Below are 16,559 nucleotides of genomic sequence, written 5' to 3'. Positions count from 1 at the left end.
TTCAATGTAGTGTAATCATTCTCGCTTGTCGATGTGTTATAACAGATGCGAATCATTATCGAATCTGATTTGGTAATTATTCTCATTTGTTTGTATACTGTTCAAAATATTAAAGGGTTGGATGCGGTGCGTTTATCTGATTTAAAAGTCAAACAAACTGCCATCATTAGCAAAGTGAATCGTACTTTGGATGGCGAAGCTCAGACTGACTTGGTGGCTAGTCGTCTTGAAACACTAGGATTTGTTGCAGGTACTAAAGTACAGGTGATTACCAAAGGCGTTTTTGGAGGCGATCCCATTTTAATCCAAGTGGGTTTTACACGTTTCGCCCTAAGAAAAGTTGAAGCTGAAAAAATTGAAATTCAAGTCGAAGGAGCACCTAGATGAGTGATGCCTTGCGTGTTGCCCTTGTAGGTAATCCTAACTGCGGTAAAACTTCGTTATTTAACCATCTGACTGGAACCCGTCAAAAAGTCGGCAACTACGCGGGTGTAACGGTTGAACGTAAAGTTGGTCAGTTTAGTTTGCCTTCAGGTCAAGCGGTTCGCGTTCTGGACTTGCCAGGGACGTATAGCTTAGATGCGACCAGCCCTGATGAAATGATTACCCGTGACGTGGTGATGGGGAAAATTGCTGATGAAGGTCAGCAAGATGCTTTCTTGTGCGTTGTTGACGCAACCAACCTCAAACTTCACCTTGGTTTAGTGATTGAACTGATTGCATTGGGTCGTCCAATGTTAATCGTTTTAAACATGATGGATGAAGCACGTCGCCGTGGGATGCAAATCAATACCCAAAAGCTTTCTGAGCGTTTGGGTGTGCCCATTGTTGAAACCGTTGCAGTACGTAACTCGGGTATTGAAAGTCTCCTCAGTGCTTTAGAGCAGGGCAAATATGCTGTGCCTTATACTGAGTTGACAGGTTTAAAAGGTGATACGGCACATCAGAAGGTTGAGAATGTATTGCACGATGTGGTGCAGTATGTTGATGAAGAAGACAAACGAACAGATTTTCTGGATAAAATTTTCTTGCATCCTGTTCTCGGTTTAGTCAGCCTCGCTGTGATGATGTTTATTATTTTCCAAGCGGTTTTTGCTTGGGCAGCGCCGTTTATGGATGGGATTGAAACTTTCTTTGGCTGGTTGGGTGAAACCGCAGGTGGGGTGATTAGTCAACCTTTACTCAACAGTTTGGTGGTGGATGGAATCATCGCAGGTGCAGGTGGTGTGGTGGTATTTTTGCCACAGATTCTGATTCTATTCTTCTTTATTTTAGTGTTGGAAGAATCAGGTTATTTGCCACGTGCTGCATTCTTGCTGGATAAACTGATGTATAAGGCAGGTCTTTCAGGACGTGCCTTTATTCCACTCTTGTCTAGTTTTGCTTGTGCGATTCCGGGCATCATGGCTTCACGAACCATCAGCGATCCCCGTGACCGTTTGACCACGATTTTTGTTGCACCGTTGATGACTTGCTCAGCACGGTTGCCTGTATATGCATTATTGATTGCAGCATTCATCCCCAATCAAACCGTTTGGGGCTTGTTCAACCTACAAGGCTTGGTGTTGTTCGCTTTATATATGGCAGGGATTGTGAGTGCACTGTGTGTATCTTTCGTTCTGAAATTCTTCCAGAAAGACAAGTCACAACATATGTTGATGATGGAGTTACCAAGCTATCGTTTCCCTGACTTGAAGAATATTTGGATTGGTTTACTTGACCGTGCCAAGATCTTCTTACGTCGTGTAGGTGGTATCATTTTCGCCTTGTCTATTTTGCTGTGGTTCTTGTGTACCTTCCCGCAAGCCCCTGAAGGCGCGACTTTACCTGAAATTGATTATTCATTTGCAGGCATGCTTGGTCATTTACTGCAACCGATTTTTGCGCCACTGGGCTTTAACTGGCAGATTTGTATTGCTTTGATTCCAGCCATGGCGGCCCGTGAAGTGGTGGTGGCAGCTCTAGGTACGGTATATGCCTTATCTGCTGTCGATGATGATGCCATGTCACAAGGCTTGGCTTCACTGATCAGTAGTGGTGGTGAGCTCGGTTGGTCGGTAGCGACAGGACTATCTTTACTGGTGTGGTTTATTTATGCACCGCACTGTTTGGCTACCTTAGCGACGGTCAAACGTGAAACAGGTTCATGGAAAACCGTGAGTTTTATGACCATTTACTTGTTTGGTTTGGCTTATTTAATGTCATTCCTGACCTATCAAATTGCAACGCACTATTTGGGCTAATCAGTGTAAATAGGCGAGGAGATTGAGATGATTGAAGTTCTAATTGTTGCTGCTCTAGTGATCTGGAGTGCGGTGGTGGTGTTTAAGAAAGTATTTCCTCAGACATCAGGTTCAGTTTTCACATCCTTGGCGGAGCTATGTGAAGCACGCGGTTGGACGCGTTTAGCAGCGTGGTTAAAACCTGCGATGTCTGGTGGGTGTGGTGGAAATTGTGCCTGCCCAGCGACAGAAGACAGCAGTGCGAAAAAGCCTGAAGTTCAGGCGGTGAAGTGGAAATAAAACGATTTTTACTCACAAATAAAAAAGCCGTCCGATAGGGACGGCTTTTTTACGCACTGACACAAAAAAAGTGCGGGAAAGTCAAAACAGAAAAAGCATTCAAAACAGCAAAGTGCTAACATTTCCGCAGATAAATTTCAGACCAAGCATGGGGCGAAAATGTTAATACAACGTGGTGGACTTAAGGTCGTTGCAGGACTCGGTATTTCAGGTGTTGCAGCGGTCAATTTTTTACATAACCAAGGCTACCGCGTTGCAGTAACGGACTCTCGATCGACCCCGCCCGGTCATGACCAAATTCCAGCAGAGGTACAAACCAGTTTTGGTCAGTTTGACGCAGAGCTGTTGTTGTCTGCTGAAGAAATCATTATTAGTCCTGGGCTTGATCCGAAACTACCTGAAATTCAAGCTGCGATTGCCAAAGGCATTCCTGTGGTGAGTGAGATTCAAATCCTACGCCGTGCAACCGATAAACCGATTATGGCGATTACAGGCTCTAATGCAAAAAGTACCGTGACGACCTTAATTGGTCTGATGGCTGAACATGCAGGTGTGAAAGTCGCGGTGGGAGGCAATCTTGGCCGTCCAGCTTTAGACTTAACCAAGGATGATCCAGACCTATATATTTTGGAGTTATCCAGCTTCCAGTTAGAAACCACATCAAATTTACAGGCTGAGGTTGCGGTGGTGCTGAATATGAGTGAAGACCATCTTGACCGTCATGGCGATATGATGGGTTATCATACCGCGAAGCATCGCATTTTCCAAGGCGTGAAAAAAGTCGTTCATAACCGTGATGACTCGCTCACTCGTCCTTTAGTTCCTGATGCTACACCAATGCAAAGCTTCGGTTTAAATGCGCCTGATATGAATCAGTACGGTGTGTTAAGAGATGATGATGGTACGATTTGGTTGGCTCGTGGCCGCACACGGTTATTGAATAGTGCAGAGATGTATATTCAAGGCACACACAATGTTGCCAATGCTTTAGCCTGTTTGGCTTTGGGGGAGGCAATCAATCTTCCGCTTGAGTCGATGTTGGAAACGCTGAAAGGCTTTAAAGGCTTAGAGCATCGCTGTGAGTTTGTGAAAGACGTTGAGGGTGTCCGTTACTATAATGACTCTAAAGGAACCAATGTCGGCGCAACTTTAGCTGCAATTGATGGCTTAGGTGCAGCAATTGCGGCCAAAGGTGGTAAGGTCGCGATCATTTTAGGTGGTCAAGGCAAAGGGCAAGACTTTAGTGCCTTACGTGAAGCTTTGAGCAAATATGTGAAAGTGGCAGTATTGATTGGTGAAGATGCAGTATTGATTGAAAAAGCCGTGGCAGGAACAACGACTTTACTGCATGCTGACACTTTAGAGCAGGCGGTTGCCCTTTGCCAAGCCCATACCCAAGCCCACGATGTCGTGTTATTGTCACCTGCATGTGCAAGTTTTGATATGTTCAGTGGTTACCCACAGCGCGGACATCAGTTTGTCGCTTGTGTGCAAGAACTCCACTAAAAATAATAAGGAAATTGAGATGGCTGAGTTTGCTCAGACAACGATCAATAAAATTAACCAGTTTTATAGCCGTTGGGCGCCACGTGTACCCAGTGAAGTGACACCGCGTAATGTATTGATCTTTTGTGTGATAGCGTTGTTGTGTTTAGGCTCGATCATGGTAGCTTCGGCTTCTATGCCGTATGCTGAACGCCTTCATGAGAATTCATTCCACTACGTATTGCGTCATGGGATTTCCATTGTTGTAGCGGGTGTTTTAGCCTACGCCGTCTACCGAATACCACTCAATGTCTGGTTTAACAATACTTTTCCGTTGTGGATCTTAACCATTTTACTGCTGGCCGCGGTATTGGTTGTTGGTACAGAGGTGAATGGTTCGACCCGCTGGATTCGTGTTGCGGGCTTCACCTTGCAGGCCTCTGAGGTTGCCAAAGTAATGATGGCGATTTTCACGGCAGACTATGTGGTACGCCGTGCTGAAGAGGTAAGGAACAACATCAAAGGCTTGATTCGTCTCGGCATCATTATGCTGTTGACGGTGGGTTTGATTATTGCGGAGCCCGACTTAGGTGCAACCGTAGTGATTAGCTTGATGATGCTCGGCATCTTCTTTCTTGCTGGCGCACCCCTCATTCAGTTTGGTATGGCTTTTGGTGCAATCTTTGCGGCCTTTGTCTTTTTGATTGTGTTTGAGCCTTACCGTTTTGAGCGCTTAATGTCGTTTTCTAACCCTTGGGAAGACCCACTAGGTACGGGTTATCAGCTTTCCAATGCCTTGATGGCCTTTGGGCGTGGGGAGTGGTTTGGTGTAGGGCTTGGGCATAGCGTGCAGAAAATGGCGTATTTACCAGAAGCTCATACTGACTTCATGCTGGCTATTTTAGGTGAAGAGTTTGGTTTTTTCGGAATTACGACAGTCTTAATTCTGTCCTTTACCATGTTGGTATGTTGTATCAAAATTGGTCATCGTGCACTGAAAAACCAATACCTGCGTGCGGGGTATTTGGCTTATGGGGTGTCGATTATTTTCTTACTGCAAATTTTGGTCAACGCAGGTATGAATATGGGGATGCTCCCAACCAAAGGTTTGACCCTACCTTTCATTAGTTATGGCGGTTCATCACTGATTATGTGTGCAGTGATGATTAGTTTGATTTTAAAAATTGATGCCAGCACACAAAGCACTAACCCAACGAAAGAAGAATCAAGCTTCTAAGCTTGATTCTTCTTTCATCATGTTATTTGCATACTGGACATGTTTTTTGTTATGCGAATAGCGTTTGAGCTGTTCCTGAATTCTGTTTTTCATCAGTGCATTTATCCCTCATGCTTTTATGATGGATATAACTGTAATGGTTTACATCAGTTTTGAATTTGCTTTAATTGAAACGTTGAATGCTATGCCTAGTGTTGAGTTTCTGCCGTAATCGTTTTGCTATACATAGGTGCCGTGCAGGGTGGTGCAATGTGGAATCAGCGAAACATCCCATTGTGTGATGGCTTGTTGCAACATTTGTTCAGGGTGGTCTAACTCGACAGCTGGCTGATTTAAAGCGCGTATCGCTTGAGCGAGTAGAGCAGGTGCTTGGTTGAGATCGAGTGCATGTGCCATGTTTTGTTTAGACAGTTTTTGCCCTTGATCATTCATGGCTAAAGGCAGATGCATATAGTTAAGATGCGGGTAATTTAAGAGCTGACCTAAATAAATTTGTCGCTCGGTATTGTCTAAAAGGTCTGCACCACGAACCACATGGGTGATACCTTGTAGGTAGTCATCTACTACGACTGCTAACTGATAGTTGATAATGCCATCACGGCGTTTCAGTACAAAGTCACCGAGCTCATGTGCCAGCTGCGAGCAGTGTCTGCCTTGCAGCGCATCATCAAAACAAATCTCGAGATCTTCCACTTTGACGCGAATGGCTTGTTGCTCAAAAGGCAGAGCAAGGTCACGGCAAGTACCTGCATAAATGTGATTAGAACCGAGCATTTTGCGGGTGCATTGACAGGCATAGACCAGTTGGAGTTGATGCAGTTGTTGAATGACGTTTTCGTATAGATCGAGACGATCTTTTTGGAAAATGATCTCTGCATCGGGTTGAAAGCCGAAAGCTTCGATACAACGCAAGATATGGCTTTCACTGCCAGGATAAATGCGGGGAATGTCAGTGTCTTCAATGCGTACTAACCATAAGCCCTGATGTGCTTTTGCTTCGCAATAACTGGCAACGGCTGTAATGAGTGAACCAAAATGCAAAGGGCCGGTTGGCGATGGCGCAAACCGACCCACATAAGCCATCCTGTTGTCCCCCTCCTTTTGTAAAGGAGGGGTTGGGGGAGGATTATTAAATAACATGATTAACCGTTATTTTGCTTCTCTTTGATTTCTGCTAATGTTTTGCAGTCAATACATAAAGTTGCAGTTGGGCGAGCCTCTAAACGGCGCAGACCAATTTCGATACCACAGGTTTCACAGAAACCATAGTCGTCGTTTTTAATCGCTTCAATTGATTGTTCGATTTTGCGGATGAGTTTACGTTCACGGTCACGTGTACGTAGTTCAATTGCAAACTCTTCTTCTTGTGTCGCACGGTCATTCACATCAGGCAAAGCGGTGTTTTCGTCTTGCATGGTGTTGAGTGTACGGTCAACTTCTGACATCAACTCTGCTTTCCAAGCCAATAAGATCTGGCGGAAGTGCTCCAGCTGACCTTCAGACATGTATTCTTCATTTTTTTTCGGCTGATAAGGTTCAATACCAAATAAGCTAGCAGTAGAACCACCGTCAGTCGCTTTGGGCTTAGTTTTGCGCACGCGTTTTGTAGATTTTTCATCTACAACATCAGTTTGTTCGTCTAAGACAGTATTTTGGTTGTCATTCGCCATTTAGGGCAATCCTCATCATATACGTATTCAATACGCAAAAAATATGGTGATATGCAAGTGTTTTTATCCACCCTCGAGTAGATTCCACCCTCGGGGGTCGTCATCATATAGACTTTTTAAGTATTTTGATAGTCTTTGATGTTTGGATTAAATTGATCACTTTTTCGTAAGAGCAACTAAGGTAATTGAAAACGAGAAAAATGAAAAGTTAATAACCTGAAATTTCAACATTTATTTTTTGTTGCGCGTGTGACACGCGCTGTACCTGTGTTTCGTGTGTTCCATCTGCATTTAATTGTAAAATACGATAACCAGGTGCTTGCTCATCTAAAGCAAAATGATCACTTAAAGGCTTAAATTGCACACTGGTTGAAGGTGTCGAATAAAACTGAATATTGTGCCATTCACGCCATGATTCTTGATGTACATGACCTGATAAGACAATTTTGACATTGGTATGTCGTGCCAACACAGCAGTGAGGTCTGGGGTATTCTTGAGTTTATGCTGATCAATCCATTTGGACTGCATTTCAAAGGGATGATGATGACAAGCAATCAGAATATGCTGTTGTGCAAAATCTTGTAAAATCTGTTCCAACTGAATCAACTGAGCCTCATCCACCCATCCATCAACTTTTCCTTTTACTGCGCTATTGAGTAAGACTACGCTCCACGGACCAAAGTGAATAACGTGGGCTTTATTCTGTTGCTCATGAAAAGGGAAGTGTTCAATATTGTCATGATTGCCAGGCACTTGGTAAAACGGCGTCTTTAAACTTTGCATAAAGTCTAGATAGCGCTGATAAGTCCGAGGCACGGGAACCTGTGCCAAGTCGCCTGTATGGACGATGGCATCAATTTTTGGATGGCGTTCAACAATGTGTTGCATCACATGATGAAAGCTTTGCTCTGGATTCATATGTACAAATTCCAAATGATCTTGATCCATCAAGTGCGTATCGGAAATTTGGACAATGATCCAATTTTTTTCATTATTTAAAGTCATGTCTGACCCCTTAGACATTCCTTGTCGTTTTAATCTGTTGTTGTAGCCATTGCAAGGCCATTATGACAGGCGCATTTCTGAGCCGACCATTGGAAAGTAATGTACCAATCTGCGCATAATCAATTAGGTGCAATAAAATGTTCTCACCTTCATCTGGCATACCGAAGACACCGCCTTGTTCAGGTAAATTGGCTGCAGCACTATACAGATGGAACAGTTCAGCACAGGCACCCGCAGAAGGATAGAAGCTGAACAGATGTTGTAATTGTTCAATCTGACAACCTGATTCTTCTAGTGCTTCGCGACGAATACAACTTTCGGGTGATTCATCTCCATCTAAAACCCCTGCAATAATTTCTAGCTGCCAAGCTGAATCTTGGTCATCCATAGCGCCGATACGAAACTGTTCAATCAGTGCAAATTTTTGTTGTGTATCGTCATAAATCAAGACACCAGCCGCTTCAGGGCGCTGAATGAGCTCACGTGAAATCACAGAGGTGTACTCAGTTTGATTAAACAGACGATGACGTAAATTTACTTTTTCTACTTGGATAAAACCCCGAAACAGAAAGGTTCTGTCTACAATTTGGACATCTTCACGGTGATATGTAGCTTGCTTAATTATGTTCATAAAGCTCAATCAGGATGAAATTTATCACTTCATCCTAACTGAGAATCGCATGATTACAAAAGGTTTTTTATGAACTTACACTTTTTGGTACAAGTTTTGTCCTGTTGCATGGAACTGTTTTTTCATGCTTTTGAGGCCTGATTCAACCTCTTCTTGCTGAATTTTATTCAGTTCAGTGTTCTGTTTATTTTGTGCATAATCCCTGACGTTTTGGGTGATTTTCATCGAACAAAACTTCGGACCGCACATCGAACAGAAGTGTGCAGATTTGTGTGCTTCTTTTGGCATAGTCTCATCATGCATGCTACGCGCCGTGTCTGGATCAAGGCTTAAATTAAACTGATCTTCCCAGCGGAATTCAAAACGTGCTTTAGACAGGGCATTGTCACGGACTTGCGCACCTGGATGACCCTTGGCCAAATCTGCCGCATGCGCTGCAATTTTATAGGTGATGATGCCATCTTTGACATCTTTCTTGTTCGGCAGGCCCAAGTGTTCTTTGGGGGTGACATAACACAGCATGGCAGTCCCGTACCAACCAATCATCGCTGCACCAATCGCAGAAGTAATATGGTCATAACCTGGGGCAATATCGGTGGTCAATGGACCTAAAGTATAGAAGGGCGCCTCTTGGCAAACTTCAAGTTGTAGATCCATGTTTTCTTTGATCATATGCATAGGCACATGCCCTGGTCCTTCAATCATCACCTGAACATCATGTTTCCACGCACGATGAGTGAGCTCACCTAATGTGCGTAACTCAGAGAATTGTGCTTCGTCATTGGCATCTTGAATACAACCTGGACGTAGACCATCACCGAGACTAAATGACACGTCATAGGCTTTCATGATTTCGCAGATTTCATCGAAATGTGTGTAGAGGAAGTTTTCCTGATGATGGGCCAAACACCACTGCGCCATGATCGAACCGCCACGAGAGACAATGCCAGTGAGACGATTTGCAGTCATCGGTACATAACGTAATAAGACACCCGCATGAATGGTGAAATAGTCTACACCTTGCTCCGCTTGCTCAATCAGCGTGTCTTTGAAAATTTCCCATGTGAGGTCTTCCGCAACCCCATCGACTTTTTCTAAAGCTTGATAGATAGGCACGGTACCAATCGGAACAGGTGAGTTACGGATAATCCACTCACGGGTTTCATGGATATTTTTACCGGTCGATAAGTCCATGATGGTGTCTGCACCCCAACGGGTTGCCCACGTCATTTTTGCGACTTCTTCATCAATTGAAGAACCGAGAGCCGAGTTACCAATATTGGCATTGATTTTCACCAAGAAGTTTCGACCAATGATCATCGGTTCAATTTCAGGATGGTTAATATTGGCAGGAATAATCGCACGTCCTTCAGCCACTTCTTTACGCACAAACTCAGGTGTGATTTCCATCAAGTTATGCGCGCCAAAGTTTTGCCCCACGTGCTGACGTGCATCGACCCCTTCACGCTGACGTTGATTTTCACGAATAGCGATGTATTCCATTTCAGGCGTAATGATGCCTTGTTTAGCATAATGCATCTGCGTGACATTGTGGCCCGCTTTGGCACGACGTGGTTTTTGAATATGCGCAAAGCGAATCTCAGCGGTACGAATATCCCGTAAACGTTCTTGACCAAAGCTTGAGCTGAGGCAGTCTAATATTTCAGTATCGTCGCGCTCTTCAATCCAACTTTCACGGACATTTGGTAGGCCTTTATTCAGATCAATACTGACATTGCTATCGGTATATACGCCAGAGGTGTCATATACCATGACAGGCGGATTGTACTCACCGCCTAAGCCTGTTGGGGTTTCGGTCAGTTCAATCTCACGCATGGGGACTTGAATGTCTGGGCGCGAACCTTGGATATAGACTTTTTTAGAGGCAGGCAAGATACGGGTCAGGTCTTTGGCATCTTGTTCATGTTGTGCTGAAATTTCAGCGGAAAGATTCGTTAAATGGTTCATTGCAATGATCCTTATGAATGACATCAACGAATCAAGCACGACCAAAAACGATGGCAATTGAAACTATTTCTATGTGTTGTTGATTTGTGGATACAAATGCAACGAATGTATTTCTACTGGAAATAGTTCAATGAAAGGCGTTCAGTTTTTAGATGGCTTGATTCCTACGCAGGTCTTAACCTGATCAGGTTCAACGGTACTCATCTTCAAAACTTCATTAAAAAGCTTTAGATGATCTCAGCGAGTTGTTACTCGCGCTCCGTCAAGCGATGCATCATCTTAACATGCATGTTAAGCAAAAACAGCGATCTTTTTACTCAAAATATGAGCACAATTTGAGAGCGTATATGTTAGCGGTTCAGGCAAATGGCATCACTTAAGCAGTCTTTGCCTTGGTCGGGTTGAACCATACGGAGTTGAATAAAGTGAGCGAGTTGAGCTTGTAATAATTGCTCTGCACCTAAACGCTGCGGATGAGTGGAAGCAGGCAAGATGATTTGAGCTGCTCTTTGTTCAGGGCTAAGTTCAATAAATTTCAAAAATAAACGTGCATGATCGGTGACTACTGAATTTTTGAGTTCAGCAAGACGCTCAATTTCCTCTAAATAACTGCTTTGTACGGTATAGCCATCATAAACAGCTTGAGTATTTGGTCCAATAAACAGCAAGGTGCTATATAGATTCAATAAATGGCGGGCATCTTGATGATAGCTACTTTGAGGATATTGTCTTAAATAACTTTCCCAATACAATGCACGATCTGCAATTTCTTTAGCATCAATTTTAACTTGATGGTCGATCACGGCAGGGTACTGATTTTGTGCTGCTAAATGTTCAATAAACGCTTGCTCTGCAACAGGTAAATAGGGTGCAAAAATTTTAGCTAAATATTCAGGGCTGCGGCGGTAATGGACTTCCCCTTCGCCTGCGTCGAATAACTCCACATAAGATTGGCCTTGATGTTTGATTAAGTATTGGTCACGAAGCGTTAATTGTTCAAAAAGACTCTGTTGAATGGTCGGGTGCTGTGCCATTTCTAAAGCATAACTTTCAAAAGCACGTTGTTGCTGTGGCGTACGATCGACGGCTAAGAAGTCACTGTACATTTTATTAGATAAACTCAATAAATGTTTTTGCTGTTGGAAATCAAGTAAAGGTAGACATAGTTTCAAGTCTTGGTTGATTTGTTCTAAAGCAAAAGTGGTACGTTGAGCATCTATTTCGGACATGTTTTTGCCAATTTTTTGGCACAAATCTGTGAGATCCATCGTTTGTGACGAAGATGGTTCAATTCTGGCTGGTTCCTGAAAACTCACTGGCTCTGGTTTCTGACAGGCAGCCAGCATTACGCACAAAAATATGAGCGTATATGTTTTAAGTGAAAAGAAAGAAAAATGATTCACAGCAACTCGATTTAGAAAACTCAGTTCAGCGACAACAAGATATAGAGACACTCCGTTTCTCCACGCCTCATTTTATAGAGGAATCAGATTTTTAATGTGTAGTATTGTGAATGAATGTGGTTCAGGGTTTATGACGCTGGAAAATATTTACTTCATAATGAATGCATTAAGATATGTCAGTGTAATGTATGCAATAAAAAATATACGAAACTAATAACAATTCGTTTGAATAAACTTTTGCTTTTGATGATGTTGGCGAAAGCTAAGTTGTGACAGGTGTAATTGAATTCGATGCATGTCAATTTGGTTAAAAGTTTAGTGCTAAAAATGGACATTCATGGGGAAGGAATACTGTTTTAATCAAAATACAATGCGGATACTTGAAAGGTGATTTGCGCATTATCTTGCATTTAAAGGCATCTGTGGGTAAGTTGACTGACTATGAGATGCGAAAAATGAAAGCATTGTGGATCGACAAAACAAGCTCAGAATGAGCTCTTGTCATCAAATCTTCATAATTGATATGTTTTAATATCGCTCAAACTTTAGTCCCTCATGATGTTGCTGTGGAGTACGTCCTTTGCCAAATAGTCCTGTTTTAAACCATCACATTTCTTCACAGTTCAATGAAGATTTGCAGGATGTGAATACTAAATTTATGACCATGGGTGGTTTGGTAGAGCAACAAGTGGCAAATGCAATTCATGCTTTACTCGACACCGATGCCAACTTAGCGGTAGATGTACAGTTTAAAGACAATGCAGTGAATCAATTAGAGCGTGAAATTGATGAAGCATTGACCTTGATCTTAGCCCGTCGCCATCCTGCTGCGATTGATTTGCGTATGGTGATTGCAATGTCGAAAGCCAATACTGATCTAGAGCGTATTGGTGATGAGGCTGCGAAAATTGCTCGTATTGCGCAAAGTTTATGTGAAGATGGCGAATCACCACGTGGTTATATGGAAACGCGTCATATTGGTAACCAAGTTCGTGTCATGATTCATGATGCTTTAGATGCGTTCGCGCGTTTGGATGCTGAGCAAGCGTTACGGGTGATGATGGCCGATGCTGATATTGACCGTGAATATCAGTCTGCAACGCGTACTTTGATGACGTATATGATTGAAGACCCGCGTCATATTGCGCGCGTGATTAATGTGATGTGGGTATTACGTTCATTAGAACGGATTGGCGACCATGCGCGTAACATTTCTGAGCAAGTGATTTACATGGTGAAAGGCTTGGATGTGCGTCATACCAGTTTTGAAGAAGTTGAAAAACATATCCAAAAATAAAAAAAGCGAATTTTATTTTTCAAGCACAACTTCGGTTGTGCTTTTTTATGGTTGCTTAATTTTTGGATAAAAAAAATCTCAGATTTTGGGGGAAATCTGAGACTAAAATCGGGGATATTTATCGTTATAGATAAGAGGTTTCCCTCTATCCTTGAATGTCATTATAGGAAAGATGTTTTTCTGCGTCATGTAGGTTCTTGTAGTGTAATGTTGAGTTTTATACAGGTTCTGTAGCGCTATGTTTACACTCAATCATTTGGATACAAATAATCGGTTTAAACAGTAATTAAGTCATCCACGTGTCATCTATCTTCTTTTTTACTTTAGAGATTGATTTAGTCAATCGACATGCAAATAAAAAAAAGAGTCCTTTTACAGACTCTTTCATGACATTTGAAACGATGCGCTTCGCTTGTCTTACGGCGTGCTGGAGCAGTACTCCGCTTTATTACGCCTCAGGCTTTAGGCCTTCAGCTTTTTCTAAGCTTTCATCATTGTTAAAGAACTTCTCACGTTGTTCTTCAAGAAACTTTTTCGCATCAGGTTCAAACACATTTAGGCGCTTTTCATTGATTAACGTGGTTTGGTGCTTTAACCATTCTCCCCAAGCTTGCTTGGAGATGCTTTCAAAAAGCTCTTGACCTTTTACACCTGGAAACGGTGCAAAGTCTAAACCTTCCATTTCTGTTTGATATTTACGGCAAAAAACTTGTCGAGTCATATCTAGACGTCCTTATTGAGCATAAAGTTTTTCTAAACGCGCATGGGCACGTTCAATGGCAGCTTCTACTTGCGCAGGTGCAGTTCCACCAATGTGGTTACGCGCATTGACTGACGCTTCAAGGGTCAGCGCTTTTTCAAACACATCAGCTTGAATTAAGTCAGAGAACTGTTGAAGTTGTTCTAAAGTCAATTCAGAGAGGTCTTTGGACTCTTGAACACCTAAAGCAACAGCTTTACCCACAATTTCATGTGCATCACGGAAAGCCACGCCATTTTTAACAAGGTAATCAGCTAAGTCGGTTGCGGTTGAGAAGCCACGAAGCGCTGCTTCACGCATGATGTCGATGTTTGGCACCAAAGCCGGAATCATGTCGGCAAAAGCCATGAGCGAGCCACGCACGGTATCAATCGCATCAAACAAAGGCTCTTTGTCTTCTTGATTGTCTTTGTTATACGCCAACGGTTGACCTTTCATGAGTGTTAACAAACTCATCAAATCGCCATAGACACGGCCTGTTTTACCACGCACTAACTCAGGCACATCTGGGTTTTTCTTTTGTGGCATGATGGATGAGCCCGTACAGAAACGGTCTGGAATGTTTACAAACTTAAATTGAGCAGATGTCCACAGAATGAGTTCTTCTGACATGCGCGATAAGTGCATCATGATCAGCGAAGCTGCAGCATTGAACTCAATACCGAAGTCACGGTCAGACACTGCATCAAGCGAGTTTTCAGAAACAGCTTCAAAACCCAGTAACTCTGCTGTAAATGCGCGGTCGATGGGGTAAGTGGTACCTGCCAGTGCTGCTGAACCTAAAGGCATACGATTAGTACGTTTACGACAGTCAATGAGACGTTCAGAATCACGGACTAACATTTCAAACCATGCCAATAGGTGGTGACCAAAAGTCACAGGCTGTGCCGTTTGTAAGTGGGTGAAACCTGGCATAATGGTATGCGTGTTTTGAGCCGCAATACTCAAAATACCTTTTTGTAATTTTTTTAGTAATTCTAAAATGGCATCAATTTCATCGCGAACATAGAGGCGGATATCGGTTGCCACTTGGTCGTTACGGCTACGACCTGTATGGAGCTTTTTACCTGTGATGCCAATCCGTTGAGTCAAACGCGACTCAATATTCATGTGCACATCTTCTAGGTCAATACGCCATTCGAACTGACCCGCTTCGATTTCAGCTTGAATGGTGTTTAAGCCATTGATGATGTCATCACGTTCTTGTTCGGTCAGAACGCCAACTTTTGCAAGCATGGTCGCATGGGCAATAGAGCCTGCAATATCTTGTTTATAAAAGCGTTGGTCAAATTGTACAGATGCTGTAAATTCAGCAACAAAGGCATCAGTAGCTTCAGAGAAACGACCGCCCCACATACCCGAAGTTTGGGCTTGTGACGGATTTGAGGAATTAGAAGATGTGGTCATGTCGGCTCAATAAGATAAAAAGCGGTAGAACTCGCATGAGTATAACAAATTCAAGACAACTTGCCGAAGTTCAAGATGCGCAAAGTTTAACTTCCAGTATGACCAAGCCCAATATTTCCTATTTATTTAGTAAAATTGTGCAATGGCCACATTTGCTGGAGCTGTTTGTTGGTGGAAATTTGTTGGCTATGCTGTTGGCTTTGGCCGAAGCACAGTCTTGGTCAGCTTTGGTGTTTGGGCATGTGCTGAGTTATATGCTTTACATTAATTGGGTGTTGCTGTCGTTTACCGCACTGATGCAATATGCTCAAAAAAAGTTGCAAAATTTAAGTTTGGGTATGACTTTATTGTCAGGCTTTTTTTTATTACAGATCATTGTTTTGGCAACCACGCTGAGTCTTAATATACTGATCTTCTTTGGCATCAATTTTAGTCTCAAAGGTTTAACTTCGCCAGTTTTATTCGAGGATGTGGCGCTACATTTGGGTTATGGTCTGCTGTTGGGGACTTTTTGTTTTCGTTATCTATATTTAAGAGAGCAGTGGTTCAGGCAGCAACATAGTGAATTGAATGCGCGGGTACAAGCTATGCAAGCCCGTATTCATCCACATTTTTTGTTTAATAGTTTAAATAATGTTGTCAGTTTAATTGCGATTGATCCAGATAAAGCAGAGCAAATGCTACTCAACTTGTCGCGCCTGTTTAGAGCCAGTTTTCAAGAGCTGAAGTTGGTGAAGTTAAGTGATGAAATTGAGCTATGTCAACGCTATTTGGCAATCGAGCAAATTCGTTTGGGAGATCGTTTACAGGTTGAATGGAAAATCGAACATGCCGAGTTATGTCCGCAGGTACATATTCCACTCTTAACTTTACAACCTTTACTTGAAAATAGTATTTTTCATGGAGTTGAAAAATTTTTAACTAAGAGTACGATAAGTGTACTGATTGAAATATTGCAGAATCAAGTTAATATCGTGATAACTAACCCATTTACAAAGGAAACAATTCATAAACGACAGGGACATGGTATTGCCATTGAAAATGTGAAGCAGCGTCTAGAAGCATATTTTGGGCGTAGTGTCAGTTTTCAAACTTATGCAGGGGAAGGAATGTATACCACTGTTGTGCAGTATCAATATAAATAAGCCACAGTGAACCTATAAAAATAAACAA

Annotated in this window: 15 protein-coding genes and 1 riboswitch; of the genes, 7 read left to right on the top strand and 8 right to left on the bottom strand. The window is 42.6% G+C overall.

Annotated features, from left to right (window positions below; translation table 11 throughout):
* The first annotated feature begins 126 nt into the window (after positions 1 to 126).
* From ACZ8ZH_RS16470 to ftsW, 5 genes are all read left to right on the top strand, one after another.
* A complete protein-coding gene (locus tag ACZ8ZH_RS16470; protein ID WP_213033328.1) occupies positions 127 to 387 on the top strand; it encodes a FeoA family protein in 261 nt (86 codons plus the stop codon).
* On the top strand, positions 384 to 2,243 hold the full coding sequence (gene feoB, locus ACZ8ZH_RS16465) for a ferrous iron transporter B (RefSeq protein WP_086209765.1): 1,860 nt from the start codon (positions 384 to 386) through the stop codon (positions 2,241 to 2,243). The genes ACZ8ZH_RS16470 and feoB overlap by 4 nt, the downstream gene beginning before the upstream one ends.
* A 27-nt stretch (positions 2,244 to 2,270) precedes the next feature.
* On the top strand, positions 2,271 to 2,522 hold the full coding sequence (locus ACZ8ZH_RS16460; RefSeq protein ID WP_086209764.1) for a DUF6587 family protein: 252 nt from the start codon (positions 2,271 to 2,273) through the stop codon (positions 2,520 to 2,522).
* 159 nt (positions 2,523 to 2,681) lie between these two features.
* Positions 2,682 to 4,028 carry a UDP-N-acetylmuramoyl-L-alanine--D-glutamate ligase gene (gene murD, locus ACZ8ZH_RS16455; protein ID WP_119064872.1) on the top strand — a complete coding sequence of 449 codons (1,347 nt, stop codon included), beginning with the start codon at positions 2,682 to 2,684 and terminating at the stop codon, positions 4,026 to 4,028.
* A 19-nt stretch (positions 4,029 to 4,047) separates the two neighbouring features.
* Complete coding sequence (gene ftsW / locus ACZ8ZH_RS16450) at positions 4,048 to 5,244, top strand: putative lipid II flippase FtsW (RefSeq protein ID WP_086209762.1); 1,197 nt, start codon at positions 4,048 to 4,050, stop codon at positions 5,242 to 5,244.
* A 219-nt stretch (positions 5,245 to 5,463) separates the two neighbouring features.
* On the opposite strand, the gene gluQRS is transcribed toward ftsW, so the two are convergent.
* The 6 genes from gluQRS to ACZ8ZH_RS16420 form a co-directional block, all read right to left on the bottom strand.
* Entirely contained in the window at positions 5,464 to 6,384 is a 921-nt protein-coding gene (gene gluQRS / locus ACZ8ZH_RS16445) for a tRNA glutamyl-Q(34) synthetase GluQRS (protein ID WP_470247787.1), read from the bottom strand.
* 2 nt (positions 6,385 to 6,386) lie between these two features.
* Positions 6,387 to 6,914, bottom strand: coding sequence for an RNA polymerase-binding protein DksA (gene dksA, locus ACZ8ZH_RS16440; RefSeq protein WP_004692816.1), 528 nt, complete (start codon positions 6,912 to 6,914; stop codon positions 6,387 to 6,389).
* 208 nt (positions 6,915 to 7,122) lie between these two features.
* Positions 7,123 to 7,920 (bottom strand): 3',5'-cyclic-AMP phosphodiesterase, encoded by a 798-nt coding sequence (cpdA, locus tag ACZ8ZH_RS16435; RefSeq protein ID WP_086209760.1) that lies wholly within the window; start codon positions 7,918 to 7,920, stop codon positions 7,123 to 7,125.
* 10 nt (positions 7,921 to 7,930) lie between these two features.
* A complete protein-coding gene (locus tag ACZ8ZH_RS16430) occupies positions 7,931 to 8,551 on the bottom strand; it encodes an NUDIX domain-containing protein (RefSeq protein ID WP_086209759.1) in 621 nt (206 codons plus the stop codon).
* 75 nt (positions 8,552 to 8,626) lie between these two features.
* Complete coding sequence (gene thiC, locus ACZ8ZH_RS16425) at positions 8,627 to 10,519, bottom strand: phosphomethylpyrimidine synthase ThiC (protein WP_119064876.1); 1,893 nt, start codon at positions 10,517 to 10,519, stop codon at positions 8,627 to 8,629.
* Between the two features lie 144 nt (positions 10,520 to 10,663).
* Positions 10,664 to 10,791, bottom strand: a riboswitch (TPP riboswitch).
* Positions 10,792 to 10,869: 78 nt separating this feature from the next.
* Positions 10,870 to 11,922: a hypothetical protein gene (locus ACZ8ZH_RS16420; protein ID WP_119064892.1), complete on the bottom strand. Its 1,053-nt coding sequence runs from the start codon at positions 11,920 to 11,922 to the stop codon at positions 10,870 to 10,872.
* 580 nt (positions 11,923 to 12,502) lie between these two features.
* Between ACZ8ZH_RS16420 and phoU the strand changes: the two genes are divergently transcribed.
* On the top strand, positions 12,503 to 13,219 hold the full coding sequence (gene phoU / locus ACZ8ZH_RS16415) for a phosphate signaling complex protein PhoU (protein ID WP_004692799.1): 717 nt from the start codon (positions 12,503 to 12,505) through the stop codon (positions 13,217 to 13,219).
* Between the two features lie 448 nt (positions 13,220 to 13,667).
* Here the strand turns inward: phoU and ACZ8ZH_RS16410 are convergent, their stop codons facing one another.
* On the bottom strand, positions 13,668 to 13,940 hold the full coding sequence (locus tag ACZ8ZH_RS16410) for an oxidative damage protection protein (protein ID WP_087528582.1): 273 nt from the start codon (positions 13,938 to 13,940) through the stop codon (positions 13,668 to 13,670).
* Between the two features lie 12 nt (positions 13,941 to 13,952).
* Positions 13,953 to 15,386, bottom strand: coding sequence for an argininosuccinate lyase (gene argH / locus ACZ8ZH_RS16405; RefSeq protein WP_004692796.1), 1,434 nt, complete (start codon positions 15,384 to 15,386; stop codon positions 13,953 to 13,955).
* Here argH and ACZ8ZH_RS16400 point away from each other — a divergent pair.
* A complete protein-coding gene (locus ACZ8ZH_RS16400) occupies positions 15,377 to 16,531 on the top strand; it encodes a sensor histidine kinase (RefSeq protein ID WP_162900308.1) in 1,155 nt (384 codons plus the stop codon). The genes argH and ACZ8ZH_RS16400 overlap by 10 nt on opposite strands.
* Positions 16,532 to 16,559: the final 28 nt, after the last annotated feature.

The sequence above is a fragment of the Acinetobacter sp. SW-226 genome (genome assembly GCF_055632855.1).
The sequence above is the reverse complement of the archived record's forward strand: the minus strand, read 5'-3'. Positions and strand labels throughout refer to the sequence as shown.

Excerpts from the sequence above, each read along its gene's own strand:
- ftsW (WP_086209762.1), top strand. The coding sequence starts at position 4,048 with ATGGCTGAGTTTGCTCAGACAACGATCAATAAAATTAACCAGTTTTAT.
- argH (WP_004692796.1), bottom strand. The coding sequence starts at position 15,386 with ATGACCACATCTTCTAATTCCTCAAATCCGTCACAAGCCCAAACTTCG.
- dksA (WP_004692816.1), bottom strand. The coding sequence starts at position 6,914 with ATGGCGAATGACAACCAAAATACTGTCTTAGACGAACAAACTGATGTT.
- cpdA (WP_086209760.1), bottom strand. The coding sequence starts at position 7,920 with ATGACTTTAAATAATGAAAAAAATTGGATCATTGTCCAAATTTCCGAT.
- ACZ8ZH_RS16460 (WP_086209764.1), top strand. The coding sequence starts at position 2,271 with ATGATTGAAGTTCTAATTGTTGCTGCTCTAGTGATCTGGAGTGCGGTG.
- ACZ8ZH_RS16430 (WP_086209759.1), bottom strand. The coding sequence starts at position 8,551 with ATGAACATAATTAAGCAAGCTACATATCACCGTGAAGATGTCCAAATT.
- gluQRS (WP_470247787.1), bottom strand. The coding sequence starts at position 6,384 with ATGTTATTTAATAATCCTCCCCCAACCCCTCCTTTACAAAAGGAGGGG.
- feoB (WP_086209765.1), top strand. The coding sequence starts at position 384 with ATGAGTGATGCCTTGCGTGTTGCCCTTGTAGGTAATCCTAACTGCGGT.
- murD (WP_119064872.1), top strand. The coding sequence starts at position 2,682 with ATGTTAATACAACGTGGTGGACTTAAGGTCGTTGCAGGACTCGGTATT.
- ACZ8ZH_RS16410 (WP_087528582.1), bottom strand. The coding sequence starts at position 13,940 with ATGACTCGACAAGTTTTTTGCCGTAAATATCAAACAGAAATGGAAGGT.
- ACZ8ZH_RS16400 (WP_162900308.1), top strand. The coding sequence starts at position 15,377 with ATGTGGTCATGTCGGCTCAATAAGATAAAAAGCGGTAGAACTCGCATG.
- thiC (WP_119064876.1), bottom strand. The coding sequence starts at position 10,519 with ATGAACCATTTAACGAATCTTTCCGCTGAAATTTCAGCACAACATGAA.